General features: G+C 71.9%; 20 protein-coding genes. 16 read left to right on the forward strand and 4 right to left on the reverse strand.

Annotated features, from left to right (window positions below):
* Nucleotides 1-74: 74 nt before the first annotated feature.
* From IF55_RS34595 to IF55_RS34605, 3 genes are all read left to right on the forward strand, one after another.
* Nucleotides 75-860: a GNAT family N-acetyltransferase gene (locus tag IF55_RS34595; protein WP_030884475.1), complete on the forward strand. Its 786-nt coding sequence runs from the start codon at nt 75-77 to the stop codon at nt 858-860.
* Nucleotides 861-942: 82 nt separating this feature from the next.
* Nucleotides 943-2,709, forward strand: coding sequence for an IucA/IucC family protein (locus IF55_RS34600; protein WP_030884472.1), 1,767 nt, complete (start codon nt 943-945; stop codon nt 2,707-2,709).
* Nucleotides 2,710-2,776: 67 nt separating this feature from the next.
* The gene (locus tag IF55_RS34605) at nt 2,777-4,759 is read left to right on the forward strand and encodes an ATP-dependent DNA helicase (RefSeq protein WP_030884468.1); all 1,983 of its coding nucleotides are present in this window, start codon (nt 2,777-2,779) and stop codon (nt 4,757-4,759) included.
* A 162-nt stretch (nt 4,760-4,921) separates the two neighbouring features.
* On the opposite strand, the gene lexA is transcribed toward IF55_RS34605, so the two are convergent.
* Nucleotides 4,922-5,707: a transcriptional repressor LexA gene (gene lexA / locus IF55_RS34610; RefSeq protein WP_030884464.1), complete on the reverse strand. Its 786-nt coding sequence runs from the start codon at nt 5,705-5,707 to the stop codon at nt 4,922-4,924.
* Between the two features lie 536 nt (nt 5,708-6,243).
* On the opposite strand from lexA, the gene nrdR reads away from it, so the two are divergent.
* From nrdR to IF55_RS34625, 3 genes are all read left to right on the forward strand, one after another.
* Nucleotides 6,244-6,756 carry a transcriptional regulator NrdR gene (gene nrdR, locus IF55_RS34615; RefSeq protein WP_030884463.1) on the forward strand — a complete coding sequence of 171 codons (513 nt, stop codon included), beginning with the start codon at nt 6,244-6,246 and terminating at the stop codon, nt 6,754-6,756.
* A 114-nt stretch (nt 6,757-6,870) separates the two neighbouring features.
* Nucleotides 6,871-9,750: a vitamin B12-dependent ribonucleotide reductase gene (locus tag IF55_RS34620; protein ID WP_030884460.1), complete on the forward strand. Its 2,880-nt coding sequence runs from the start codon at nt 6,871-6,873 to the stop codon at nt 9,748-9,750.
* A gap of 145 nt (nt 9,751-9,895) precedes the next feature.
* Nucleotides 9,896-10,402, forward strand: a complete 507-nt coding sequence (locus tag IF55_RS34625) for a DinB family protein (RefSeq protein ID WP_030884456.1) — start codon at nt 9,896-9,898, stop codon at nt 10,400-10,402.
* A gap of 167 nt (nt 10,403-10,569) precedes the next feature.
* On the opposite strand, the gene IF55_RS34630 is transcribed toward IF55_RS34625, so the two are convergent.
* Nucleotides 10,570-11,100, reverse strand: coding sequence for a TerD family protein (locus tag IF55_RS34630; RefSeq protein WP_030884454.1), 531 nt, complete (start codon nt 11,098-11,100; stop codon nt 10,570-10,572).
* Nucleotides 11,101-11,238: 138 nt separating this feature from the next.
* Between IF55_RS34630 and IF55_RS34635 the strand changes: the two genes are divergently transcribed.
* The 5 genes from IF55_RS34635 (at nt 11,239) to IF55_RS34655 (ending at nt 15,045) form a co-directional block, all read left to right on the forward strand.
* Nucleotides 11,239-11,844: a YdbC family protein gene (locus tag IF55_RS34635; protein WP_078645761.1), complete on the forward strand. Its 606-nt coding sequence runs from the start codon at nt 11,239-11,241 to the stop codon at nt 11,842-11,844.
* Nucleotides 11,845-11,941: 97 nt separating this feature from the next.
* Entirely contained in the window at nt 11,942-12,601 is a 660-nt protein-coding gene (locus IF55_RS34640) for a histidine phosphatase family protein (protein ID WP_030884449.1), read from the forward strand.
* Between the two features lie 11 nt (nt 12,602-12,612).
* The gene (locus tag IF55_RS34645; RefSeq protein ID WP_030884446.1) at nt 12,613-13,503 is read left to right on the forward strand and encodes an ADP-ribosylglycohydrolase family protein; all 891 of its coding nucleotides are present in this window, start codon (nt 12,613-12,615) and stop codon (nt 13,501-13,503) included.
* Between the two features lie 110 nt (nt 13,504-13,613).
* Entirely contained in the window at nt 13,614-14,315 is a 702-nt protein-coding gene (locus tag IF55_RS34650; RefSeq protein ID WP_030884443.1) for a ribonuclease HII, read from the forward strand.
* A gap of 58 nt (nt 14,316-14,373) precedes the next feature.
* The gene (locus IF55_RS34655; protein WP_030884442.1) at nt 14,374-15,045 is read left to right on the forward strand and encodes a hypothetical protein; all 672 of its coding nucleotides are present in this window, start codon (nt 14,374-14,376) and stop codon (nt 15,043-15,045) included.
* A 96-nt stretch (nt 15,046-15,141) separates the two neighbouring features.
* On the opposite strand, the gene IF55_RS34660 is transcribed toward IF55_RS34655, so the two are convergent.
* Nucleotides 15,142-15,807 (reverse strand): hypothetical protein, encoded by a 666-nt coding sequence (locus tag IF55_RS34660; protein WP_245661650.1) that lies wholly within the window; start codon nt 15,805-15,807, stop codon nt 15,142-15,144.
* A gap of 220 nt (nt 15,808-16,027) precedes the next feature.
* Nucleotides 16,028-18,193, reverse strand: a complete 2,166-nt coding sequence (locus IF55_RS34665; RefSeq protein ID WP_030884436.1) for a RecQ family ATP-dependent DNA helicase — start codon at nt 18,191-18,193, stop codon at nt 16,028-16,030.
* Between the two features lie 144 nt (nt 18,194-18,337).
* On the opposite strand from IF55_RS34665, the gene IF55_RS34670 reads away from it, so the two are divergent.
* The 5 genes from IF55_RS34670 to IF55_RS34690 all read left to right on the forward strand — a co-directional run bounded on the left by IF55_RS34670 (nt 18,338) and on the right by IF55_RS34690 (nt 25,964).
* The gene (locus IF55_RS34670) at nt 18,338-19,801 is read left to right on the forward strand and encodes a DUF4192 domain-containing protein (RefSeq protein ID WP_030884433.1); all 1,464 of its coding nucleotides are present in this window, start codon (nt 18,338-18,340) and stop codon (nt 19,799-19,801) included.
* 217 nt (nt 19,802-20,018) lie between these two features.
* The gene (locus tag IF55_RS34675) at nt 20,019-21,959 is read left to right on the forward strand and encodes a glycogen debranching N-terminal domain-containing protein (protein ID WP_048833057.1); all 1,941 of its coding nucleotides are present in this window, start codon (nt 20,019-20,021) and stop codon (nt 21,957-21,959) included.
* A gap of 89 nt (nt 21,960-22,048) precedes the next feature.
* Nucleotides 22,049-22,810, forward strand: a complete 762-nt coding sequence (locus tag IF55_RS34680; protein WP_030884427.1) for an NUDIX hydrolase — start codon at nt 22,049-22,051, stop codon at nt 22,808-22,810.
* Nucleotides 22,811-23,056: 246 nt separating this feature from the next.
* Complete coding sequence (locus tag IF55_RS37975) at nt 23,057-25,003, forward strand: ABC transporter ATP-binding protein (protein ID WP_078645765.1); 1,947 nt, start codon at nt 23,057-23,059, stop codon at nt 25,001-25,003.
* Nucleotides 25,004-25,022: 19 nt separating this feature from the next.
* Entirely contained in the window at nt 25,023-25,964 is a 942-nt protein-coding gene (locus IF55_RS34690) for a FadR/GntR family transcriptional regulator (protein WP_078645766.1), read from the forward strand.
* The last annotated feature ends 165 nt before the right edge of the window (nt 25,965-26,129 follow it).

Here is a 26,129-nt window from a genome sequence, read left to right on the forward strand (position 1 = left end):
GCCCACCACCCCCGTCCCGTCCGCCCGATCCCTGTCCACCCGAGCCTTGCCCACCCCGGAAGGAAAGCGCCGCCGTGCAGCAGCCCGTCGACTCAAGCACCGGCACCACTACCGACCCCGACGCCGACGACACCATCGACCTGCACCTGCCCGAGGAACTCGTGGCGGCATTCACCGCACCTGAATCACCCGACCCTCCTGAACCCTCCGACTTCATTGGCCCCAGCAGCGCCAGCAGCCCCAGTGGCCCCTCCCGGCCGGCGGACGGTCCCGCTCTGCTCGACGGCCCCGACCTGCTCGACGGGCTCGCCGGATGGGGGCCCGTCGGCACCGACGCGGGCCCCTTCCAACTCGTCCCCGTACGCCTCGAACGCGACCTGCGCCTCCTCGTCGGCTGGATGAACGACCCGGCCGTCGCCGCCTTCTGGGAGCTGGCGGGCCCCGCCGAGACCACCGCGGCCCACGTCCGCGCCCAACTCGACGGCGACGGGCGCAGCGTGCCCTGCCTCGGCGTGCTCGCCGGGACGCCCATGAGCTACTGGGAGGTGTACCGCGCCGACCTCGACCCGGTCGCCCGCTACTACCCGGCCAGACCGCACGACACCGGCCTCCACCTGCTCATCGGCGCGGTCGCCCAACGCGGCCGCGGCCTCGGCACCGCCCTGCTCCGGGCCGTGGCCGACCACGTACTGGACCACCGTCCCTCCTGCGCCCGGGTCGTCGCCGAACCGGACCTCCGCAACACCCCCTCCGTAGCCGCCTTCCTCGGAGCGGGCTTCCGGTTCGCCGCCGAACTGGAACTCCCCGACAAGCGCGCGGCCCTGATGATCCGCGACCGATCCCTGTGCGACGTCCTGTGACCCCCATTCCGGCCCCCACGCGGGCCCCGCGACTCATATCTCCGCCTGGCACGCCCAGGTTCCGCACCCGAGGAGTCCCGTCATGCCTCCTTCGCCCCGCCCCTCCCAGTCAGCCTGGGACCACGTCTCCCGCGACCTCCTCGCCAAGCTCCTCGCCGAACTGAGCTACGAGGGCGTCCTCACCCCCGAGCCGGAGGGCGAGCCGCACGACGGCGCGACTCCCTACCGGCTCCCCGTGACCGACCAGGTCACCTACCGCTTCCGCGCACGCCGCGGCGCGTACGGACACTGGCGCGTGGACCCGCGGTCGATCAGCCCGCACGGCGACGCGCTCCGATTCCTCGCCGATGCCCACGACACCGTCCTCGACCTGACCGGGGACACCACCGGACACCTCGTCCGTGAGCTGACCGCGACCCTCGCCGCGGACGTCCGACTGCACACCACCGCCCTCTCCGCGCCCGCCCTCGCCGACCTCGGCTACGCCGACCTCGAAGGCCACCAGACGGGCCACCCCTGGCTCGTCGCCAACAAAGGACGCTTCGGCTTCTCGGCCGCCGACGCCGACCGCTGGGCGCCGGAGGCCCGCGTCCCCCAACGCCTGCCGTGGCTCGCCGTCCACCGCGACCTCGCCCGCTACCGAGGCGTCCCCGGCCTCGCCACCCCCGATCTCCTCTACCGCGACGAACTCGCGCCCGGCACCCGCGCCGCCTTCGCCCGCACCGTCCTCGACCAGGGCCGCGACCCCGCCGACTACCTCTGGCTCCCCGTCCACCCCTGGCAGTGGGACGAGACCATCGCGCCCCTCTTCGCCCCTCAACTCGCCGACGGCACCATCATGCCCCTCCCCACTGACAACGACCTCCGGCTGCCGCAGCAGTCGATCCGCACCTTCCTCAACACCAGCCGCCCGGACGCCCGTACGGTCAAGCTCCCGCTGTCCATCCTCAACACCCTCGTCTGGCGCGGCCTGCCCACCGAACGCACCCTCGCCGCTCCCGCCGTGACCGCGTGGGTGCACTCCCTCCGCGACACCGACGAGTTCCTGCGCGACGAGACCCGCGTGATCCTCCTCGGCGAAACGGCCTCCGTCACCGTCGAACACCCCTTGTACGACCGGCTCCCCGGCGTCCCGTACCAGTACAAGGAACTGCTCGGCTGCATCTGGCGCGAGCCCCTCATGCCGCAGCTCGCACCGGGCGAGCGGGCCCGTACCCTCGCGGCCCTGCTGCACACCGGCGCCGACGGGCGCGCCGTCACCACCGAGCTGGTGCACCGCTCCGGGTTGCCCCCGGCCGTCTGGCTGCGCCGCCTCTTCGCCGCCCTGCTGCCGCCGCTGCTGCGGTTCCTCTACCGCTACGGCACGGTCTTCTCCCCGCACGGCGAGAACGCCATCGTCGTCTTCGACGACCACGACGTCCCCGCCCGCCTCGCGGTCAAGGACTTCGTCGACGACGTCAACATCAGCGCCTGGCCGCTGCCCGAGCACGACGACATGCCCGCGGACGTCCGCTCGGTACTGCTCACCGAACCGCCCGCGTTCCTCACCCAGTTCATCCACACGGGGCTTTTCGTCGGGGTGTTCCGCTACCTCGCGCCGCTCTGCGCCGACCAACTGGGCGTACCCGAAGCCGAGTTCTGGGGGCTGGTGCGGGCCGAGATCCTGCGCCACCATGAGCGCTTCCCCGAGGGCAAGGAGCGCTACGAGGTCTTCGACCTGCTCACGCCCCGCATCGCCCGGCTCTGCCTCAACCGCAACCGGCTCCACCTCGACGGCTACCGCGACCGCCCGAAACGCCCGCACGCGGCCGTACACGGAACCGTCTCGAACCCCCTGCACGCACCGTGACCGCCGACCCCGGCCCGAGGGGCGCGTGGACGGCGATGTCAGTGCCGCACCGTAGGGTGTCAGGGCTATGACGACGAAGCCCTCCCTCCCCGATCTGCTGCACGCCGCCGTGACCGCCGTGGGCGGTACGGAGCGCCCCGGACAGGTCACCATGGCCGAAGCCGTCGCCGAGGTCGTGGACGACAACGCCCACCTGCTGGTGCAGGCGGGCACCGGCACCGGCAAGTCCCTCGGCTATCTGGTGCCGGCCCTCGCGCACGGCGAACGCGTGGTGGTCGCCACGGCGACGCTCGCCCTCCAGCGGCAGCTCGTCGAGCGGGACCTCCCCCGCACGGTCGACGCGCTCCATCCGCTGCTGCGCCGCCGCCCCGAGTTCGCGATGCTCAAGGGCCGCTCGAACTACATGTGCCTGCACCGGCTCCATGAGGGGGTGCCGCAGGAGGAGGAAGAGGGGCTCTTCGACCCGTTCGAGTCGGCCACGCCGACCAGCAGGCTCGGCAAGGACCTGCTGCGGCTGCGCGACTGGTCCTCGGACACCGAGACGGGCGACCGTGACGACCTGACGCCGGGCGTCTCCGACCGTGCCTGGTCCCAGGTCTCCGTGACCTCCCGCGAGTGCCTCGGCGCCAGCAAGTGCGCGTACGGCGCGGAATGCTTCGCCGAGGCCGCGCGGGAGCGCGCCAAGCTCGCCGACGTCGTCGTCACCAACCACGCGCTCCTGGCCATCGACGCCATCGAGGGCGCGCCGGTGCTGCCCAGCCACGAGGTGCTGATCGTCGACGAGGCCCATGAGCTGGTTTCCCGCGTCACCGGCGTCGCCACTGGCGAGCTCACCCCCGGCCAGGTCAACCGGGCCGTCCGGCGTGCCGCCAAGCTCGTGAACGAGAAGGCCGCCGACGCCCTGCAGACCGCCGCGGAGACCTTCGAGCGCCTCATGGAGCTGGCCCTGCCGGGCCGCCTGGAGGAGATCCCCGAGGACCTGGGCTACGCCCTGATGTCGCTGCGTGACGCCTCGCGCACGGTGATCTCGGCGATCGGCGGCACGAGGGACAAGTCGGTCCAGGACGAGGACGCGGTGCGCAAGCAGGCGCTCGCCGCCGTGGAGAACGTCCACGCGGTCGCCGAGCGCATCGTGGAGGGCTCCGAGTACGACGTCGTCTGGTACGAGCGCCACGACCGGTTCGGGGCCTCCCTGCGGGTGGCGCCGCTGTCGGTGTCCGGGCTGCTGCGCGAGAAGCTCTTCAGCGAGCGCTCCGTCGTGCTCACCTCGGCGACGCTCAAGCTCGGCGGCGACTTCAACGGCGTCGGCGCGTCGCTGGGGCTCGCCCCGGAGGGCACCGGCGGCGACGATGTGCCGCAGTGGAAGGGCATCGACGTCGGGTCGCCCTTCGACTATCCCAAGCAGGGCATCCTCTACGTCGCCCGGCACCTCTCCCAGCCCGGCCGGGAGGGCAGCCGCACCGACATGCTCGACGAGTTGGCGGAGCTGGTGGAGGCCGCCGGGGGGCGGACGCTGGGCCTGTTCTCCTCGATGCGGGCCGCCCAGGGCGCGGCGGAGGCGATGCGCGGCCGGCTCGACATGCCGATCCTGCTCCAGGGCGAGGAGACGCTGGGCGAGCTGATCCGCGCCTTCGCCACGGACGCCCGTACCTGCCTGTTCGGCACCCTGTCGCTCTGGCAGGGCGTCGATGTCCCCGGCGCGAACTGCCAGCTCGTCGTCATGGACCGGGTGCCCTTCCCGCGCCCCGACGACCCGCTGATGAGCGCCCGGCAGAAGGCGGTGGAGGAGGCGGGCGGCAATGGCTTCATGGCGGTCGCGGCGACCCACGCGGCGCTGCTGATGGCCCAGGGCGCCGGCCGGCTCGTACGGGCCTCCGGGGACCGCGGCGTGGTGGCGGTGCTCGACCCGAGGCTGGCCACGGCCCGCTACGGCAGTTTCCTGCGGGCTTCCATGCCGGATTTCTGGTACACGACGGACCGTAATCAGGCGCGTCGCTCACTGGCCGCCATCGACGCGGCCGCGAAGGCAGCCGAGGCGGCGGAGGCGTAGCGCGGGCGCCGGAGGCGAGGCGAGGGCCCGTGATGCGGGCCCGTAGCCCCTACGAGCCTGTCAGCAGCCCTGGAAGCCGTGCTGACGACGCCGTGCGCGCCCGGTCACAACAGGGCCCCGGAACCGGCGCAGTGGTTCCGGGGCCGGTCTCTCGGTGCGCCCTCACACACGCCGCAGCACCGCGACCACCTTGCCCAGGATGGTCGCCTCATCGCCGGGGATGGGCTGATAGGCGGCGTTGTGCGGGAGCAGCCACACGTGGTTGTCCTCGCGCTTGAAGCGCTTGACCGTGGCCTCGCCGTCCAGCATGGCGGCCACGATGTCGCCGTTCTCCGCGACGGGCTGGCGGCGCACCGTCACCCAGTCGCCGTCGCAGATCGCGGCCTCGACCATGGAGTCGCCGACGACCTTGAGGACGAACAGCTCGCCGTCGCCCACGAGCTGGCGGGGGAGCGGGAAGACGTCCTCGACGGACTCCTCGGCCAGGATCGGGCCGCCCGCCGCGATCCGGCCGACCAGCGGCACGTACGACGCGGCCGGCTTGCCGGTGGTGTCCGTGGGCTGGCTGCTCGGCTGGTCCGAGCCGCGCACCTCGTACGCCCGCGGCCGGTGCGGGTCGCGGCGCAGGAACCCCTTGCGCTCCAGCGCCATGAGCTGGTGTGCCACGGAGGAGGTGCTCGACAGGCCGACCGCCTGTCCGATCTCGCGCATGGACGGTGGGTAGCCGCGGCGCTGCACGGAGTCCCGGATGACCTCGATCACGCGGCGCTGGCGGTCCGTGAGACCCGAACTGTCGGCCCGGATTCCGGGGGGCCGACCGGGTAGCGAGCGGGTGGGCTTCTGCCCCTCGGGGTTCATGGCTCCCTCGTTCAGCGGATACGGCGTATCGAGCCGGCTCTGGGGGCGGTCCTGGGCGGTGATGGTCGCGCTGCCTGCGGTGGTGGTCACGTCGGCCCCTCTCGAAATGTTCTCCCTAGTTGGACAACGGTAGTTGGTTTCGAAAGGTTGCGCCAAACACACGTTCGAGTGAAATTTGGCAAATTGGCTGACGTGATCACGGGAATGGGTGTACGGCCACGCAGTAATTCACATCAAGGCGGTAAGCTCCGCCACGAAGCTCGCGAACCGGGCGAAATCCATCACTCCGGGGCACATTACTTCCCCGTCGTCTCCTCGCCGCGAGCCCTGTGCGGCTCCCGTCGCGCCGGGCCCCAGTGTGGCACTCTCGCCCCCGTGGAGCCGGGACCGGGTGGCTTCCCGTACTCTCTTGGATGCCGCCGCGGCGCGACACGCGCCGGGCTTGGTTGACCGCCAGACACCAGATCTAGTGGTTTGATGGGCGTCAGCCACCTACAAGTTGTGGTCCCCGGTCAATCTTGGCCGAGGCCATCGCCTATGCTTGGGGCTGCTTCGGGGGATCCGCACGGACCCGCCGGAGCCCTTGGTCGTGCACCGATTTTCGAGGGTGAGGAGGGTAGAGAGCCATGCACTGCCCCTTCTGCAGGCACCCCGACAGCCGCGTCGTCGACAGTCGGACCACGGACGACGGCTGCTCGATCCGCAGGCGTCGCCAGTGTCCGGACTGCTCCCGCAGGTTTACGACCGTGGAGACCGCGTCACTGATGGTGATCAAGCGGAGCGGGGTCACCGAGCCCTTCAGCCGCGACAAGGTCATCTCCGGAGTGCGCAAGGCGTGCCAGGGCCGGCCGGTCACCGAGGATGCCCTGGCCCAGCTCGGCCAGCGGGTCGAAGAGGCGGTCCGCGCCACCGGCAGCGCCGAGCTGTCCACCCACGACGTGGGACTCGCCATACTCGGCCCGCTCAAGGAACTCGATCTCGTCGCGTACCTTCGCTTCGCGTCCGTGTATCAGGCATTCGACTCGCTCGAAGACTTCGAGTCCGCGGTCGCCGAACTCCGTGAGCAGCGGTCCACCACGGACGCGGGCGGGCCCGCAGGGGGCCTGGAGGTCCCCGCGCCCGCCGCGGCCGCCGACTAGAGCGGCCACCAAACAGACCTGTCCGGGGCGCGCCGCGCACCCGGGCAAAAGACAGACACCGCGCCACGGAAGAAATGGGCGCATTAGGGCGTTTTGCCCGTACAGGGAGGCGGAATGACAGAGACGGCGAGTGGCCCGGCACGTGGCTCCCGTTCCAAGGGAGCCAAGACGAGCAAGGGTCTGCGTATCGAGCGCATCCACACCACCCCCGGCGTGCACCCGTACGACGAGGTGGTCTGGGAGCGCCGTGACGTCGTCATGACCAACTGGCGCGACGGCTCGGTCAACTTCGAGCAGCGTGGCGTCGAGTTCCCCGACTCCTGGTCGGTGAACGCGGTCAACATCGTCACCAGCAAGTACTTCCGCGGCGCGGTCGGCTCCCCCGACCGCGAGGCCAGCCTGAAGCAGCTCATCGACCGCGTGGTGCGCACGTACCGCGACGCCGGCGAGCGGAACGGCTACTTCGCCTCCCCGGCCGACGCCGAGATCTTCGACCACGAGCTGACCTACGCGCTGCTGCACCAGGTCTTCAGCTTCAACTCGCCGGTCTGGTTCAACGTCGGCACCAAGCAGCCGCAGCAGGTCTCCGCCTGCTTCATCCTCTCCGTCGACGACTCCATGGACTCGATCCTGGACTGGTACAAGGAAGAGGGGATGATCTTCAAGGGCGGCTCCGGCGCCGGCCTGAACCTCTCCCGCATCCGCTCCTCCAAGGAGCTGCTCTCCTCCGGCGGCAACGCCTCCGGCCCGGTCTCCTTCATGCGCGGCGCCGACGCCTCCGCCGGAACGATCAAGTCCGGCGGCGCCACCCGGCGCGCGGCCAAGATGGTCGTGCTCGACGTCGACCACCCCGACATCGAGGCCTTCATCGAGACCAAGGTGAAGGAGGAGGAGAAGGTCCGCGCGCTGCGCGACGCCGGCTTCGACATGGACTTGGGCGGCGACGACATCACGTCCGTCCAGTACCAGAACGCCAACAACTCGGTCCGCGTGAACGACGAGTTCATGAAGGCCGTGGAGACCGGTTCGACCTTCGGCCTGCGGGGCCGCATGGACAACGAGGTCATCGAGGAGGTCGACGCCAAGTCGCTCTTCCGCAAGATGGCCGAGGCGGCCTGGGCCTGCGCCGACCCGGGCATCCAGTACGACGACACCATCAACCACTGGCACACCTCGCCGGAGTCGGGCCGCATCACCGCGTCCAACCCCTGCAGCGAGTACATGCACCTGGACAACTCCTCGTGCAACCTCGCCTCGCTCAACCTCATGAAGTTCCTGCGCGACGACGACCAGGGCAACCAGTCGTTCGACGCCGAGCGCTTCGCCAAGGTCGTCGAGCTGGTCATCACCGCGATGGACATCTCCATCTGCTTCGCCGACTTCCCGACCGAGAAGATCGGCGAGACCACCCGCGCCTTCCGCCAGCTCGGCATCGGCTACGCCAACCTCGGCGCCCTGCTCATGGCCACCGGCCACGCGTACGACTCCGACGGCGGCCGCGCCCTGGCCGGCGCCATCACCTCGCTGATGACCGGAACCTCGTACAAGCGCTCCGCCGAGCTCGCCGCGGTCGTCGGCCCGTACGACGGCTACGCCCGCAACGCCGACGCCCACAAGCGCGTCATGAAGCAGCACGCCGACGCCAACGGCGCCGCCAAGCGCATGGACGACCTGGACACCCCGGTCTGGGCCGCGGCCACCGAGGCGTGGCAGGACGTCCTCCGGCTCGGCGAGAAGAACGGCTTCCGCAACGCGCAGGCGTCCGTGCTCGCGCCGACCGGCACCATCGGCCTGATGATGGACTGCGACACCACGGGCGTCGAGCCGGACCTGGCCCTGGTCAAGTTCAAGAAGCTCGTCGGCGGCGGCTCCATGCAGATCGTGAACAACACGGTCCCCAAGGCGCTCAAGCGTCTCGGCTACGCCCCCGAGCAGGTCGAGGCGATCGTCGCCCACATCGCCGACCACGGCAATGTCATCGACGCCCCCGGCCTCGACCCGGCCCACTACGAGGTCTTCGACTGCGCCATGGGCGAGCGGTCGATCTCCGCCATGGGCCACGTGCGGATGATGGCGGCCGCGCAGCCGTTCCTGTCCGGCGCGATCTCCAAGACCGTCAACGTCCCCGAGGCGGCCACCGTCGAGGAGATCGAAGAGGTCTACTACGAGGGCTGGAAGCTCGGCCTCAAGGCCCTGGCGATCTACCGCGACAACTGCAAGGTCGGCCAGCCGCTCTCCGCCAAGAAGAAGGAGGAGGCCAAGGCCGAGGAGCCCGCCGCGGAGAAGGTCGTCGAGTACCGCCCGGTCCGCAAGCGCCTCCCCAAGGGCCGCCCCGGCATCACCACCTCCTTCACGGTCGGCGGCGCCGAGGGCTACATGACCGCCAATTCCTACCCGGACGACGGTCTCGGCGAGGTCTTCCTGAAGATGTCCAAGCAGGGCTCGACCCTGGCGGGCATGATGGACGCCTTCTCCATCGCGGTCTCCGTGGGCCTTCAGTACGGCGTGCCGCTGGAGACCTACGTCTCCAAGTTCACCAACATGCGCTTCGAGCCGGCCGGCATGACGGACGACCCGGACGTGCGGATGGCGCAGTCGATCGTCGACTACATCTTCCGCCGCCTGGCCCTCGACTTCCTGCCCTTCGAGACGCGCTCCGCGCTCGGCATCCACTCCGCCGGTGAGCGCCAGCGCCACCTGGAGACGGGTTCGTACGAGCCGAACGACGACGAGATGGACGTGGAGGGCCTGGCCCAGTCCGCGCCCCGGCACGTCGAGGCCCCCAAGGAGAAGGAGGCGGCCCCCGCCTCCGAGGTCGTCGAGGCCGCCGCGGCCCCGGCCCCGAGGCAGGCGCACAACAGCACCGAACTGGTGGAGATGCAGCTCGGCCTCAACGCCGACGCCCCGCTCTGCTTCTCGTGCGGCACCAAGATGCGCCGCGCGGGTAGCTGCTACCTCTGCGAGGGCTGCGGCTCGACCAGCGGCTGCAGCTGAAGCTGATCCGCCGCCACGTCGGACGGCACACCGCCGCCCGATGTGACAGGTAAGCACAGGTAAGGGGCGCCGCCCATTGGGCAGCGCCCCTTACCCATGTCCCCAGGAGCGACCTCGCGACCGGGCCGCCGCTTACACTCCTGCGATGACCATAGAACGGATCAGCCCGCCCCTGACCGGCGGCGAGCGGGAGACGCTGCGCGCCTACCTCGACTTCCACCGCGCGACCCTCGCCATGAAATGCGAGGGCCTCGGGGACGAGGAACTGCGCCGTCGCTCGATGCCGCCGTCGACGCTGTCGCTGCTCGGGCTCGTGCGGCACATGGCCGAGGTGGAGCGCACCTGGTTCCGCCGGGTGATCAACCGGGAGGACATCCCCTTCGTCTGGTCCGCGACGGGCGATTACCAGGAGGCGTACGACACCAGCGGAGCCACACGGGCCGAAGCCTTCGACGCCTGGCAGCGGGAGGTCGAGCACGCGCGGCGGATCGAGCGGGAGGCGGAATCGCTCGACATCACCGGATATCAGCCCCGATGGGAAGAGCATGTGTCGCTGCGACTGGTCATGCTGCACCTGATACACGAATATGCCCGGCACAATGGCCACGCCGATTTCCTGCGCGAGGGAATCGACGGGACCGTGGGTGCTTGAGACCGAGACGTTCTGAGGCTGAGGCGTTCTGAGGCTGTGACGTTTCTTGGGCTGTGACGTTCTTGGCCTGTCCGGGCCGAGGAGGGGCGGAACGACCGGGCCCGCGGGGCGGCCGGCCTGCTCTCACCAGCCGCCATTCCATGGGTTTCCCCAGGTCAGCGCCGTTTTCAGGTCTGGCCGCCACCCATGGCCGCGGCGAACGACGTCGGGTCGGTGTCGAATCCTCGGGTCGCCTCGTGGAATTTCCACTTTCCCGAGGCGTCCCGCGTGAATTCGGCGACCGTCGAGGCAGTCGACCCGGCGACGGCGGAGAAATCGCTTTCCATCAGCACCGTATATCCTTCGAGGACCTTTATCCCCGTGTTCGCGACGTCGCCGAATGTTTTGCGGCCGTCGCGCTGCTGAATGGCCACGCCCACGACCACCCGTGTGTATACGGGCGCGAGCCGGTCGAGCTCCAGCGTCATCACCTCATCGGAGCCGAAACCCTGGCCGGTCCGGCTGTCCCGGTTGAGAGTGATCGTGCCGTCCGGCGACCGGCTGTCGAAGTGCACGAGGTACGCGGGCGCGCCGTGCGGGGCATCCGCGGCGAAGGTCGCGGCGATGATGTCGAGGTCGTGGGCGGGCGAGCCGGACGGGCTCGGGTCCCATTTCAGCGTCACCTTGACCTTCTCGATGCCCTTGTTGAGGCCGCTCATTGGTCGTCCCTTCCTCGTAACTGCCCAGGACCCAGCGCTGGTTGACCATGTTGCCACCCTTGCCGGAGCGAGGAGCCCGGACGGCCCCGGCGCCCCAAGGCGTGATACGTGCCACTGCCAGCGCCGTACGATGGCGCCGTGCTGGTCAAGTGGATTCGCTGCACCGTGGTGGACCGCCGCGGTTTCGAGCGAGGGCAGCGGAAATGGGCGGGATTGCTCGGCGAACCGGGGTTCCGGGGACAGGGTGGAGGTTGGAGCAAGGGGCGCCCGCACGTGGCGCATCTCTTCGAGTTCTGGGAGAGCCGGTCGTTCTACGACTCCTTCATGGCGCGTTCGCACGACAGGCTGGCGGCCGCGCAGACCGGCACGTACAAAGACCTGCAGGTCCGGCTCTTCGAGCACCAGCTCGACGTGAAGGTCGGCTTCCGGCCGCACTTCGCGGACGCGGACGTGGTGCGCGTCGCGCACTGCCGGGTCCGCGAGGAACGGCTGGAGCACTTCACCCTGATGCAGGAAAAGGTGTGGAACCCGGCGATGGCCGGCTCGCCCGGCATGCTGCGCGGCTCGTTCGGCCAGGCGCCCGGCGGCGAGTTCCTGGTGCTGTCGATGTGGGACTCCCAGGCCGAACACGGCAAGTACCGCACGGACCGGGTCGAGCGGCTCGCGTCGAGGACGCAGATCGAAGCGGACATGACAGCGATAGCCGGGGACGTGGTCGCCATCGAGCCCTCCTGGACCGTCTGACGCCTCCCACCAATCCCACCAGGCCCTTCACGCCCTGTAGCGGCTGTCCACGGACGGTATGAGGCGGGTCGCCACCGCTCGATCTACGCTGGAGTGCATGGCACGGCCCCGGCGCATAGTCCTCATCCGGCACGGAGAATCGGAGGGGAATGTCGACGACACGGTGTACGAACGAGAACCCGACCACGCCCTGAGCCTCACGGAGACCGGACGCAAGCAGGCCGAGGAGGCCGGCGCGGGGCTCCGCGAGATCTTCGGCGACGAGCGCGTCTCCGCGTACGTCTCGCCCTACCGGCGCACTCACCAGACCTTCCAGGCGCTCCGCCTCGACGCCTCCCGGGTTCGGGTCCGCGAGGAGCCGCGGCTGCGCGAGCAGGACTGGGGGAACTGGCAGGACCGCGACGACGTGCGCAAGCAGAAGGCGTACCGCGACGCCTACGGGCACTTCTTCTACCGCTTCGCCCAGGGCGAGTCCGGCGCCGACGTGTACGACCGCGTCGGAGCCTTCCTGGAGAGCCTGTGGCGCAGCTTCGAGGACCCCTCCCACCCGCCGAACGTCCTGCTCGTCACGCACGGGCTGACCATGCGCCTCTTCTGCATGAGGTGGCTGCATTGGAGCGTCGCGGAATTCGAGTCCCTCTCGAACCCCGGCAACGCCGAATCCCGCGCCCTGCTCCTCGGCGACGACGGCCGCTACCACCTTGACCGCCCGTTCGAACGCTGGTGCACACCGGAGCCGTACGGCATCGCGGGTTAGAGTTCACTGCGATGACCGCTGACCGATCTGCTCGCGCTCTCTCCAGTCTCCGCGGGCTGACCGTGGGCGACGCCCTCGGCTCCCAGTTCTTCGTCCCCGCCAACTACCCCTCCCTCAAGCGCCGCGAACTGCCGCCCGCCCCCTGGCAGTGGACGGACGACACCGAGATGGCCTGCTCCGTGGTGGCCGTCCTGTTCGAGTACGGACGCGTCGACCAGGACGCCCTCGCCCGCTCCTTCGCCGTCCACCACGACTTCGACCGCGGCTACGGGCCCGCCGTGAACCGCATGCTGCGCCTGATCCGCGAAGGCGGCGACTGGCGCGAGCTCGCCGCCGGCCTCTTCCAGGGTCAGGGCTCCTGGGGCAACGGCGCGGCCATGCGGATCGCCCCGCTGGGCGCCTGGTACGCGGACGACCCGGAGCAGGCCACGCACCAGGCGGAGATCTCGGCCTACACCACGCACCAGCACCGCGAGGCCGTGGCCGGGGCGATGGCCGTGGCCGCCGCGGCCTCCCTGGCCGCCGCCCCCGAGCCGCCGAGCCCGGCCGACCTGCTGGACTCGGTGGTCGAGCTGGTGCCGCGCAGCGCCGTCCAGGCGGGGCTGCGCCGGGCCCGCGACATGCTCGACTACGGGGACGCGAGCACCGTGGCCGCGGTGCTCGGCTGCGGCCGCCGCACCAGCGCCCACGACACCGTCCCCTTCGCCCTGTGGTCCGCCGCCCGCAGCCTCGACTCCTTCGAGACGGCGTTCTGGACCACCGCCCAGGTGGGCGGTGACGTGGACACGACCTGCGCCATCGTCGGCGGCGTGGTCGCGGCGGGGGAGCGGGGCGCCCCGCCGATCGAGTGGCTGGAGCGTACGGAGCCGCTGCCCGACTGGCTCCGCACCGTGGAAAACTGACCGCCCGGGCCCGCGAGGTATCGATCAGGGCACGGTCCGGCCCCGCGTCCGGATTCGACGGGTACCGGGGGCGGACACGACGGCTCAAGGGGCGTACGCTTGCTCGCGCCATGCCGTACGAACCGCCCACCCACAGCGTCGAGCGCTCGCTCCGTGCCACCACCGGAGCCAAGATCGTCGCCGGAGTCGACGAAGTCGGTCGCGGGGCCTGGGCCGGCCCCGTCACCGTGTGCGCCGCCGTCACCGGACTGCGCCGCGCCCCGGCCGGGCTCACCGACTCCAAGCTGCTGACCGTCAAGCGCCGCACCGAGCTCGCCGCCGAGCTGCGGACCTGGGTCACCGCGCACGCGCTCGGCCACTCCTCCCCGCAGGAGATCGACGAGTTGGGCATGACGGCCGCCCTCAGGCTGGCCGCCGTACGAGCCTTGGAAGCGCTGCCCGTACAACCCGACGCGGTGATCCTCGACGGCAACCACGACTACCTCGGAGCGCCCTGGCGGGTGCGTACGGTCATCAAGGGCGACCAGTCCTGCATCGCCGTCGCCGCGGCCTCCGTGATCGCCAAGGTCACGCGGGACGCGATGATGGCCGAACTCGGCGTCGACCACGCGGATTTCGCCTTCGTCGACAACGCCGGATACCCCTCGCCGGTGCATCAGGCCGCCCTGGCCGAGCTGGGTCCGACTCCGCACCACCGATTGTCCTGGTCCTATCTGGACGCGCTGCCCCGATGGCAGCACCTAAAGCGGGCCCGCAGCGCCCCGGAAACTGCTGCTCTGGAGGCCAGTGGCCAGCTCGGTTTCGATATCTGAGCGGCCCGACCGCCACCCGCCGACGCGACCCGCACCGGCGTTTGATTAACATCAGCCCATGCCTCTCATCCCCGAGGAGCCTCAGATTCACGAGAGTGTCCCGGGTCCCCGCGCTACTCCGGCCGCCGGCCGCACCGCGCCGACCCCCCGTCCTGTCCCTGGTCCTGGCCCCCGCCCCGCCCCGAAGCGGCCCGGTGTTCCGGGCCCGAGCCGGAGCTCGGCCACGGCCCCGTCCCAGCGCACCCCGCGTGACGCGGCGGTGAACGCTCCGGCGGCCGAGGACGCCGCCGCGTCCCGGCCCGCCGCTCCCGCCGTGTCCGACGCGGCCACGTCCGCATCCGCGACCCCGCAGATCCAACTGATCCCCGCCGCCGCGGACGGGGCTCTGGACGCGGCCGACGAAGCCGTCGACCTGCTGCTGGACTCCGGCCGGGCACCCGGCGAGATCCTGGTGCTCACCACCGGAGACCCGCACCCGTGGGCGGCGCACGAGCTGTCCTTCGGCGAGGCGTCCTACTGGGCGCAGCACGACGCCGGTGACGATGTCTTCTACGCCCTCGCCGCCGCCGAGCGGGCCAAGGGCCGCCCGGTCGTGGTGGTCGCCGTCAACGGCGGGGCGGACGAGGCCGTGTCCGCCGCGCTGCCGACCGCGATGGCCCGCGCCGGTGTGCTGCTGATCATCTGCGGCGACCCGCAGCGCATCAACGCCGTGATCTCCACGAGCGTCTAGTACGCGGCAACCCGTATGTGGCGGATCGTCGGTCGGCCGTCCTCGCGCAGAAGGCGACCGACCGGCGTTCTCGCATACGGGCCCCGGCCCCGTATGTCAGCGGAGGGCCGTACCGCGCAAGGCCGCCGGCACCCCGCGTTCCGAGGGCGCCGGCGCGCGCAGCTCCTCGGCGTCCTCCCCTTCACTGCCTCCGCTCCCTCCACCGCCCCTGTCGGTGCCGTCCACGGGGCGGACTCCCTGCCGGCCCGCGGCGGAGTGGGAATGCGGCCGCCTGCCGCCCCGCCCTTCTCCCAGGACCTGCCACCCGGTCCTGGTCAGCGTGATGTACGCGCCGCAGCGCAGTCCATGCAGCGTGCAGGCGTCCCGCAGCCCCCACAGCCACGCCCCGTCCTCCTCCGTCCAACGCGCCTCGCCCTCGCGGCAGTAGAGCAGCACCGCCGTACGGACCGGAGTCCTCAGCCGTAAATCGTGCGGGATGATCCTGCGCAACTGCGCGAGGATCGCGTTGCGGAACTCCCAGCCGTCCGCCTCCGTCGCGCGCCGGACGAACGAGGCGCTGGCCGCCAGGCGCTGCTCCGGGTCGAGCACCGCGACGACGGCCGTGCGCGGGGTGGGCAGGTGGCGCGAGTGGAGGCTGGTGACCAGCTCGCGGGGGTTGCGCAGCAGGGGTATTCCGGCCGCTGCCCACTCGGCGGGTTCGAGCATCCTGCCCAGCCGGGACGAGGAGGCGGCGGACGGGGGCGGAGCGAAGCCGAAGGTCACCTTCCTCCCTTCGTCTGTGCGCACACGAGGCGGACGAGGCTTCCGATAGGGGCGCGCGCCACGCCGCGGCCCCAGCGGGCAGCGGGCGGGCGGGGGCGGGGAACGGGGTCAATTCTCGCGGCCGCGTCCTCGGGCGGCAACGAGCAATCCGCGCCTGTGCCCGGTATTTGACGCCGCGCTCCTTATAGTTCTTCCCGAACCTCGGGCTGGCCACGCCCCTTCACCCCTGTACCGCGAGAACCAGGGGGAAGACCCCCGGTGCCCCGGCCCGGCGCAGCAACCGAGCGGCCACCGCGAGCGTCCATCCGGTGTCGGACAGATCGTCCACGAGCAGGACCGGGCCCCCGGCTCCGGTCAGTGCCTCGGCGAGCGCGGGTGCCACGGTCAGCGCACCGTCCAGCGCCTTCAGCCGCTGGGCGCTGTTGGTGCGCGGCACGTGGGTGTCGGCTTCCGGGTCGCGGTACGCGACGGTGCCGAGCAGCGGCATCCTGCCGACCGTCGCGATGTGCTCGCCGAGTGTCCGGATCAGTTCGGGCCGGGCGCGGGAGGCCATGGTGACGACGCCCACCGGCCGGTCCGGCGCATCGGCTGCCCCGGACGCCCAGCCGCCTGGGCCCTTCGCCCAGTCGGCGAGCACGGTGACCACCGCCTGGGCCACGTCGTCGGGGATGGGGCAGTCCGGGGCCTGGGGGGCGAGCAGCGGCCGCAGCCGGTTGCCCCAGCCGATGTCGGAGAGGCGCCCGAGCGCTCGCCCGGGGGCCGCCTGTTCTCCGGCCGGAATACGACCCTTGAGGTCGATGCCGACCGCCGGCATCCCCGTCGGCCACATCCGCCGGGGTTCGAGCTCGGCGCCGGGCCGTCCGAGCTCGCCTCGCGAGGCGTCCAGCGAGGCCTCGGAGACATCGGTGGTGAACCGGGGTCCCGCGCAGTTGTCGCACCGTCCGCACGGTGCCGCCTGCTCGTCGTCCAACTGCCGCCGCAGGAACTCCATCCGGCAGCCCGTCGTCGCGGCGTACTCGCGCATCGCCTGCTGCTCGGCCTCGCGCTGCCGCGCCACCCACGCGTACCGCTCGGCGTCGTAGGTCCAGGGCTGTCCGGTGGCGGTCCAGCCGCCGCGCACGCGGTGGACCGCGCCGTCCACGTCGAGGACCTTGAGCATGGTCTCCAGGCGCGACCGCCGCAGGTCGACGCGTGGTTCGAGAGCGGGCAGGGATACCGGGCGATCCGCTGCCGCGAGTACGTCGAGCGTGCGTCGTACCTGCTCTTCGGAGGGGAAGGCCAGCGAGGCGAAGTACTTCCAGATGGCCTCGTCCTCCCGGCCGGGCAGCAGCAGCACCTCGGCGTGCTCGACACCGCGTCCGGCGCGGCCGACCTGCTGGTAGTAGGCGATGGGGGAGGAGGGCGAGCCGAGGTGCACCACGAAGCCGAGGTCCGGCTTGTCGAAGCCCATGCCCAGGGCGGAGGTCGCGACCAGGGCCTTGACGCGGTTCGCGAGCAGGTCCTCCTCGGCCTGGAGCCGGTCCGCGTTCTCGGTCTTTCCCGTGTACGAGGCCACGACGTGACCGCGGCGGCGCAGGAACACCGTCACCTCCTCGGCGGCGGCGACCGTGAGGGTATAGATGATCCCGGAGCCCGGCAGCTCGTCGAGGTGGTCGGCGAGCCAGCCCAATCGGTGTGCGGCGTCGGGCAGCCGCAGAACGGCCAGGCTCAGGCTCTCGCGGTCCAGCGGCCCGCGCAGGACGAGGGCTTCGGCGGCTCCTTCGCCCGTGCCGAGCTGTTCCGCGACATCGGCGGTGACACGGGCGTTGGCGGTGGCGGTCGTGGCCAGGACGGGGACGCCGGGCGGCAGATCGGCGAGCATCGTGCGCAGCCGGCGGTAGTCGGGCCGGAAGTCGTGGCCCCAGTCGGAGATGCAGTGCGCCTCGTCGACGACCAGCATTCCGGTGGCCGCGGCGAGCTTGGGCAGAACCTGGTCGCGGAAGTCGGGATTGTTCAACCGCTCGGGGCTGACCAGCAGGACGTCGACCTCGCCGGCGGCGACCTCCGCCTGGACGGCGTCCCATTCCTCGGTGTTGGCCGAATTGATGGTGCGCGCGCGAATACCCGCGCGCTCGGCCGCCTCCACCTGGTTGCGCATGAGCGCGAGCAGCGGCGAGACGATCACCGTCGGCCCGCTGCCGCGCTGTCGCAGCAGCGCTGTCGCGACGAAGTACACGGCCGACTTGCCCCAGCCGGTCCGCTGCACGACCAGCGCCCGGCGATGGTCCGCGACCAGCGCCTCGATCGCGCGCCACTGATCTTCGCGCAGCTTTGTCCGACCTGTCGTGTCTCCGACGAGACGGGAGAGGACGGTGTCGGCGGCGGCGCGAAGCTCTTCGTTGCTCATGCCTCCATGCAACACGAGGCCACCGACAGTGCGCGAGCGAGCCGAAAGACCTGTGGATAACTTTCATCCACACGATAAGTGCGACAATATGCGACTTATCCACAGGGCTGGCGGGGCTTGACAGATGTGCGGGACGGTCTGGCCATGACGAAGCCCAACGAATCAACTCGCCGTCCCGCCGCGCCGACCGAGCAGCAGATCACGCTCCGCAGCGCCGCCGAACTCGCCGACGCCCTCCCGTACCTGGTGGGCTTTCATCCGGACGACAGCGTGGTGATGGCCGCGCTGCACGGTGATCGCGGCCGCCTCGGCGGCCGGCTCAGGCTCGGCATCCCCAGCACCCGCGACGAGTGGCCGGACGTATGCGACCAGCTCGCCGAGACCCTCGTGACCAACTGCGAAAAGCGAGGGTCCCGGCCCGACGGCATCGTCCTGTTCTTCTGCCAGGACCCCGCGCCCGGAGAGACCGGCCGGGCCGTGATGGAGCGGCTGCGCCCGCTCGCCCAGCGGCTGCGCATCGCGTGCGGCGGGTTCGACGTGCCCGTGTACGAGGCCCTGTGCATCTCGGACGGCCGCTTCTGGTCCTACTGCTGCCCGGACAGCCGCTGCTGCCCACCGGAAGGAGTGCCGATGGCGCTGCCCGGTACCTCGGCGATGGCCGCCACCGCTACCTACGTCGGCATGCGGGTGCGCGGAACGCTCAAGGAGATGGAGGCACGACTCACACCGATGACCGGGAAATCCGTAACGGAACAGGTGCGCGCGCTGGACACCGCGGCGAGCAGGCTCGTACCGCGCGTCCTCGACAGCGGGGGCTGCGCGGCGGTGCGGGAGGAGACGCTGAGCGTCCTGCGCCTGGTCCTGCGCAGGTTCCGGGACACACCACCCCTCGCACACCCCATGAAGTCGGACGCGCGCGACGACACCCTCATCAGCCACGAAGAAGCAGCCACGATCATCATCGGACTCCAGGACAGGACGACGCGGGACCAGGCCGCGGAATGGATGGAAGGACCGGACGGCCAAGCCGCGCTACGGGTCTGGCGAACCGTCGCCCGCCGCTGCGTGGACTCCTACGCCGAGTACGGCGCGGCACCGCTGGCGCTCGCCGGCTGGGTCGCGTGGTCGCTGGGCGAAGGCCCGGAGGCGAGGGTGGCCTTCAGCCGCGCCCTGCGTCTCGACCCCGACTACCTCTTCGCGCATCTCCTGTTCCAGGCGTGCAACGACGGACTGGACCCGGAGACGCTGCGCGACTGCCTGCGCAGGGAGCGCGCCGACCGCGCGATGCACACGGCGGTCCACGCCGAACTGGAGCGCGCGGCCACCTCCGACGAGGCCGCCGCCAACGGACGCCGTCGTCGGCCACGCCCCAAGAGCGGACCCGCGAGCACCACTCCAACGGCCGCCGCCCGTACGACCGCACCCCGTACGACCCGACCCGCCCGTACGACCGCTGCGGGCCGAGCGGCCGGAGCCGCCCGAACAGCCGGATCCCGCGCTACGACCCGGCCCCCCGGGCCCACCGGCCCGGGGAAGACCGCCGGGGTCACGCGCAAGCCGCGCGTCCAGAGCAAGGAGGGACAGCGCGGTACGCGCAGCCCCCAGTAACACCTCAACGGACCGTCCACCGTGTCCTGCGCGACGACCGCGCCGTTCATATCAGTGGCCGCGATCCTCAATAGGTCCGACACGTCCCCAGGGAGCGCACCCAGTGCAAGGCATGGTCCCCATCGGTCAGCCGGCCCGTCGTCCCCTCGCACCGGCTCGGCCCGGCGCGAGTCGCACGGAACCACAACCCGTACACACGGCGCTGATCTGTGTGGCCATGCCGGCCCTGGCCATCTCCGCCGAACACGGTCAACTCTTCGGCGACGGACTCCACGGTTTCTACCGCTCCGGCCGCAGGGCCCTGGCCCGCTGCCGACTGCGCGTGGCGGGAGCGGAGCCGCTGCCCGTGCAAGCGCGGCTCCTCGGCGCGGACCGAGCCCGATTCGTGGGCACGGTGCGAACGCCGATCGATGCGGGCCCGGACCCGTCCGTCACCGTGGAGCGGCTGCGCCACGCTGACGGCACCGAGCGCATCACCTTGCACAGCACCGCCGTTCGCACCCTCAAGCTGCCGATCGAAGTCTCCCTCGGCACCGACCTCGCGGAGCTCGGCGCGGCCGCCGCCGGGCGAACCGGACCCGAACTCCCCGCCTGCGTCCACGACAGCGGCATGCGCTGGTCCGCGCCGGGTCTGCACGCGATCGTCGCGGCGGAACCCGCGCCCAAAGACACATTGGCGTCGGCCGGACTGCTCTGCTGGGAGCTGGAGGTGCCGCCCGGCGGTTCCCGGACCATCCAACTCCAGGTGCGGCTGGAGTGGGAGGACCGCACGCGGGTCGGGGCGCCGCGTGGGCCCGCCGCCGCGCAGTCCCCGCGCGGACGCGCAGCCGTCCCGCTCTGGGGGCCGACACGGGCGACGAGCGACGACGCACGGGTCGAGACCCTGCTCCGCATCGCCGTGGACGACCTCGGGTCGCTGCTCCTGCGCGACCCCCGCCGGCCGGGCGACGCCTACGCCACGGCGGGTGTCCCCTGGCGCTGCGGCCTCGCGCCGGCCGAAGCACTCTGGGCCGCCCGCATGACACTCCCCCTGGGGGTGCGCCTCGCCGCCGGGACACTGCGCATCCTGGCCCGCACGCAGTTGGGAGGACCGGGGCCGGAGGGCGGCCGCATCCCCGGCGCGATGCGGCACTCAGGTCCCCATCTGCCCCCCGGGTGCACGGGTGTCGAGGCCACCCTGCTGTTCCCGACCGTCCTCGCCGAGGCCCGCCGGTGGGGCCTGCCCGACAAGGACACCGAACCACTGGTGCCGGTGGCCGAACGCTGCCTGCTGTGGCTGCGTACCGCGGTGGGGGACCGCGGCTACCTCGCGGACCCGTCGCCCGGGGGACCGTACCGCTGCGAGGCACAGGCGCACGCGCACCGGGCGGCGCTGCTCGGCGCGGACCTCCTGGACGCGTACGGCCGGCCGGGGGCGTTGGCCTGGCGGGAATGGGCGGCCGACCTGCGGCGCCGCTTCCGGGAGGAATTCTGGGTCGAGGACCGGAGCGGCGGGCGTCCGGTGGCGGCCCGCATGCCCAACGGCAGCCCGATGACCCAACTGGGGGCGGCGGCCTCCCACCTCCTCGACACGGGCCTGCTGGGCGAGGGCGCCTTCGCCGTGGGGCTGCTCGACAAGGTCCAGACGGAGCAACTGGCCCGGCTCCTCGGCGGCCAGGCCCTCGACTCCGGGTGGGGGCTGCGCACCCTCGCCGCCCGGGAGCCCGGATACAACCCGTTCGGCCACCGAAGCGGTGCCGTACGCGTCCACGAGACGGCCGTGGCCGTCGCCGGGCTGGCCGCCGCCGGTTACGAGAAGGAGGCGGGCTCCTTGCTGCGCGGAGTCCTCAACGCGGCCGCCGCCTTCGCCCACCGGCTCCCCGAGATGTACGCGGGCGAACAGCGCACCTCGGGGAGCGCCCCACTGCCGCACCCGGCCGCGTGCCGCCCGGCGGCGATCGCGTCGGCGGCCGCAGTACGGCTGCTCACCACACCCGCCGGGGTGCTCCCGGATGTACCGGCCGGGACTGTGGCCCTCCGGCCGATGCACACCGCTCCGCTCGGCGCGTTGCAGTTCTCCGGGCTGCGCGTGGCGGAGCAGCCCTTCGCCGTACGGATCAGCAGGCTCGGCCTCGGCATGGTCGAGGAAGCCGCCGACGGACTGCAATTGGGAGGCTGACCGGCATGCGCCTCGCACAGCCTGATCGGTCTCCGGCGGACGACGCTCAAGGGCCTGTTTATCGTCAAGCAGACGACTATGATCGCGGCATGCCCTACGACCCGTCGGCCTTCCCGCCCTTCGCCGTAACCGTCGACCTGGTCGTGCTCACCGTGCGTCGGCACGCACTGTGCTCCCTGGCCGTCCGCCGTGGAGAGCCGCCCTACCAAGGACGATGGGCCCTGCCGGGCGGCTTCGTGCGCGTCGACGAGGACTTGGGCGTCGCCGCCGCGAGAGAACTGGCAGAGGAGACCGGGCTGCTCGCGCAGGACCCCGCGGGCACGGTCCCCGCCAACGCCGCGCACCTCGAACAACTGGGGACCTATGGCGACCCCAAGCGCGACCCCCGGATGCGGGTGGTGAGCGTCGCCCACCTCGCGCTCGCCCCGGACCTCCCCGCGCCCCGGGCCGGGGGAGACGCGCGCAGCGTCCGCTGGGCGCCGGTGGACGATCTGCTCGACCAGGAGAGCGGCTTCGGCCGGGACGGGGACCAGACGGCCCCGCTCGCGTTCGACCACGCCCGCATCCTGGCGGACGGCGTGGAGCGGGCCCGGTCCAAGATCGAGTACTCGTCGCTGGCCACCGCCTTCTGCCCGCAGGAGTTCACGGTGGGGGAGCTGCGCCGGGTCTACGAGGCGGTGTGGGGTGTGGCGTTGGACCCCCGCAACTTCCACCGCAAGGTGACCGGCACGCCGGGCTTCCTGGTGCCGACGGGCGGGACGACGACCCGTCAGGGCGGGCGGCCGGCGCAGTTGTTCAGGGCGGGAGGTGCGACGCTGCTGAACCCTCCGATGCTGCGGCCTGACGCCTGATCAGGTGCCCGATGTCCGGTCCGTGGGGGCCTCGGGTCGGGGCGAGACGGGGCCGGCGAGGCGAGTGGTTGCGGAGCCCCTGGCCGGGCGGGAGCGAGCGGCGCGGGGGAGGCGGGATCGGACACGGGTGGCGCCGGGAGGCGCTCACTACGCCGCAAATGGGACATAACGGGTTACGGTGCTGGGGATGTTCCTCCGCCCTTCCGCATGCGCCGCCCAGCGGTCTCACGCCCCGCGAGAGAAGCCATGATCCAGGCCATCGGGCTGACCAGTGTCCCCCGCCGCCACCAGCCACCCGCCGTCGACGACCTCACCTTCGAGGCGCCCTCCGGACGCGTCACCGTGCTGCTCGGGGCGTCCGGGGCCGGGAAGACCAGCGCACTGCGTCTGTTGCTCCGGCTCGACCCGGGACGGGGCGTCGCCCTCTTCAGGGGGCGTCCGCTGCACAGGATCCCGCACCCCGCCCGCGAGATCGGTGTGTTTCTCGGCGACGTCCCCGGGCACCCCGGCCGGACGGCCCGCGGTCATCTGCGGATGCTCAGCGCGGCCGTCGGGGTGCCCGCCGAGCGGGCCGACGACGTCCTCGACGTCGTCGGGCTCAGCGGCCTCGCCGACCAGCGGCTCGGCGACTTCTCGCTCGGCATGGACCGGCGCCTCGGTCTCGCCGCGGCCCTCCTCGGCGACCCGCACACCCTGGTGCTCGACGAGCCCGCGCAGGGGCTCTCACCGCGCGAAACCGCCTGGCTGCACGGTCTGTTGCGAGGGTACGCGGACCAGGGCGGCGTCGTGCTGGTCACCTCGCGCGAACCGAAGGAGGCCGCTCGGATCGCCGACCGAGTGGTCACCGTCGAGGCCGGGCGCCTGCTGGCGGACCAGGAGGCCGCGGAGTTCGCGCGTACGCGGCTGAGGCCCCGGGTCGCGGTGCGGTCGCCGTTCGCGGCGCGGCTCGCCGTGCTGCTCACGAACGAGGCGCACGGTTCGGACCGGCGTATCGAAGTGGTGCGGGAGAGCGGGAGCCGCATCTCTGTCTACGGCAGCTCGTGCGCGGCGGTGGGGGACGTCGCGTACCGGAACGGCATCGCGGTGCACCGGCTCGCCGAGGAGACCGGTGACACCGCCCCGGCGGCGCCTCTCCAGCGGGCCGACGGCCGTCCCGCGGGCGAGGAGGGGGCGCTGCCGGTGGCGTCCGCGGCGGGTGGGCAAGGGGAGGGGGTGGGGGCGGGGGGAGAGAGCGGGAGAGCTTCGGCGCCGGCCGGGGCGCCCGGCGGGGCCGAGCGGCCGCCGGGGCCGGCCGTGGCGTCCGTATCGGCGTCGCCCGAGTTCGGGCGGTTGGCGCCGCCGGGGCCCGTACAGCCGTTGCTCTATGAGCTGCGCCGGGCCGTCGGGGCGAGCTCCGGCTGGGTGGTGGCGGGGTTCTCGTTGGCCGCCTCGCTCCTCGCCTCCGTACTGATCGCCCGCAATGGTCAGCCTTCCGCACTGCCGCTGCTCACGGGCTGGCCGAACGTCCTTCCGCTGCCGCCGGCCGCGGTGGGGGCGGGGCTCCTCGGCGCCCTCGCCTTCGGCCAGGAGTTTCGCTATCCGGTGCTCTCCCCGGACCAGGGGGCTCTCCCGCGCCGTCTCGGTCTGCTGGGCGCCAAGCTCGTGGTCAGCGCCGGCGCCGCGCTGCTGCTCGCCGTCGCCGTCCTCGCGATCGACGGGTTCGCGCTGAGCTTCCTCTACGGGGCGGAGGCGGTCGCGCTGCCCGGCGGGGGGCCGGCGCTGATCGCGGGTTGGGTCGGGCTGGCCGTGGGGTGTGCCTGGGCAGGGCTGCTGGCCGCGGGCGTCTTCCGGTCCGCGCTGATGGGGTTGGCCGCCGTACTGGTGGTGCCGGTGGCGGTGGTGCCGCTGGTGCGTGGGGTGCTGGCCAGTCCGTCGGCCCGGTCGGTGATCGGGTTGCCGGACCGGCTCCGGTCGCTGTCCCTGATGCAGTGGCCGACCAGTGTTGATCAAGAAATGTCGGCCCTCCTGCGGCTGCTGGCCCACCCTGTGGGCTGGGCGCTGGCGCTCTCGCTCGCCGTGCTGTTCTGCGCGTACGCGCTGACCGGGCTGCGGGGGCGGCCGCGGCGGTGGCGTGTCGGGGGGCAGTCGCATGATCGGCCCGCTATCCCGGAGCGGCGCCCGATTGTGTCCGATAAGGCGTCAATTATGCGGTAATGCGCGATCACCCTTTCGTGTGCTTTTCACCAAAGAACTCAAGGGTTTCCGGGGCGTCGCCGACAAAGGATGCGTGAGTACCCTTGCGCACACCATGATGACCGCGGCTCGCCCCGCCGACACCGGCCTCGCAGCTCCGGGCGAGCTTGACCGCTACTCCTACGCGGGCGCCCCCGGCGCCGACCGCGGCGCCGCACCGTCCTGGGACGGAGGCGACGCGGAACTGGGCCGGGGCGGCCGCAGGGCCGCCGGCAGCCGGGGCCGCGGGCTGCACGGCCAACTCGTCCAGCAACTCGGCCAGATGATCGTCTCCGGGGACCTGGGGGCCGACCGTCCGCTGGTCCCCGAGGAGATCGGGCAGCGCTTCGAGGTCTCCCGCACCGTCGTCCGCGAGTCGCTGCGCGTCCTTGAGGCCAAGGGGCTGGTCAGCGCCCGGCCCAATGTCGGCACCCGGGTCCGGCCCGTCAGCGACTGGAATCTGCTCGACCCGGACATCATCGAGTGGCGGGCCTTCGGGCCGCAGCGCGAGGACCAGCGCCGCGAGCTGTGCGAGCTGCGCTGGACCATCGAGCCGCTGGCGGCCCGGCTCGCCGCGGGCCATGGCCGCGAGGACCTCCAGCAGCGCCTCGCCGACATGGCCGAGATCATGGGCCACGCGCTGGCCCAGAACGACTCGCTCACCTTCTCCCGCGCGGACACCGAGTTCCACTCGCTGCTGCTGCAGGTCGCGGGCAACCGCATGCTGGAGCACCTCTCCGGCATCGTCTCCTCCGCCCTGCACGTCTCGGGCGGCCCGGTCGTGGGCTGCGACCGCCCCAGCGAGACCGGCGTCGGCCACCATCTGCGGATCGTCGAGGCGATCGGCGCGGGGGACCCCGCCGGAGCCGAGGCCGCGATGCGCCAACTGCTCACCGTCCACCCCGAGGTCGAGCGTGTGGTGCCGGCGCCGCGCGAGCACTGACCGTACGGGCTCCACGAGTGGTACCGGCGCCGCCGGACCCTGGCCCGGGTCCGGCGGCGGGGAGCGAACTGTCCGCGTGTGACACCTCTCGTCCTGGTATGCGGTGTGACTCGGGCCACGATGATTGGGCGTAACGCTCTTTGAGGCAGTGCGATGACTAAAGAG

Source organism: Streptomyces varsoviensis, from assembly GCF_000718635.1.
Lineage (GTDB): Bacteria > Actinomycetota > Actinomycetes > Streptomycetales > Streptomycetaceae > Streptomyces > Streptomyces varsoviensis.

Coding starts and splice junctions, on each gene's coding strand:
- IF55_RS34620 (WP_030884460.1), top strand. CDS start 6,871: ATGACAGAGACGGCGAGTGGCCCGGCACGTGGCTCCCGTTCCAAGGGA.
- IF55_RS34625 (WP_030884456.1), top strand. CDS start 9,896: ATGACCATAGAACGGATCAGCCCGCCCCTGACCGGCGGCGAGCGGGAG.
- IF55_RS34650 (WP_030884443.1), top strand. CDS start 13,614: ATGCCGTACGAACCGCCCACCCACAGCGTCGAGCGCTCGCTCCGTGCC.
- IF55_RS34675 (WP_048833057.1), top strand. CDS start 20,019: ATGCCGGCCCTGGCCATCTCCGCCGAACACGGTCAACTCTTCGGCGAC.
- nrdR (WP_030884463.1), top strand. CDS start 6,244: ATGCACTGCCCCTTCTGCAGGCACCCCGACAGCCGCGTCGTCGACAGT.
- IF55_RS34645 (WP_030884446.1), top strand. CDS start 12,613: ATGACCGCTGACCGATCTGCTCGCGCTCTCTCCAGTCTCCGCGGGCTG.
- IF55_RS37975 (WP_078645765.1), top strand. CDS start 23,057: ATGATCCAGGCCATCGGGCTGACCAGTGTCCCCCGCCGCCACCAGCCA.
- IF55_RS34665 (WP_030884436.1), bottom strand. CDS start 18,193: ATGAGCAACGAAGAGCTTCGCGCCGCCGCCGACACCGTCCTCTCCCGT.
- IF55_RS34655 (WP_030884442.1), top strand. CDS start 14,374: ATGCCTCTCATCCCCGAGGAGCCTCAGATTCACGAGAGTGTCCCGGGT.
- IF55_RS34605 (WP_030884468.1), top strand. CDS start 2,777: ATGACGACGAAGCCCTCCCTCCCCGATCTGCTGCACGCCGCCGTGACC.
- IF55_RS34600 (WP_030884472.1), top strand. CDS start 943: ATGCCTCCTTCGCCCCGCCCCTCCCAGTCAGCCTGGGACCACGTCTCC.
- IF55_RS34680 (WP_030884427.1), top strand. CDS start 22,049: ATGCCCTACGACCCGTCGGCCTTCCCGCCCTTCGCCGTAACCGTCGAC.
- IF55_RS34630 (WP_030884454.1), bottom strand. CDS start 11,100: ATGAGCGGCCTCAACAAGGGCATCGAGAAGGTCAAGGTGACGCTGAAA.
- IF55_RS34640 (WP_030884449.1), top strand. CDS start 11,942: ATGGCACGGCCCCGGCGCATAGTCCTCATCCGGCACGGAGAATCGGAG.
- IF55_RS34670 (WP_030884433.1), top strand. CDS start 18,338: ATGACGAAGCCCAACGAATCAACTCGCCGTCCCGCCGCGCCGACCGAG.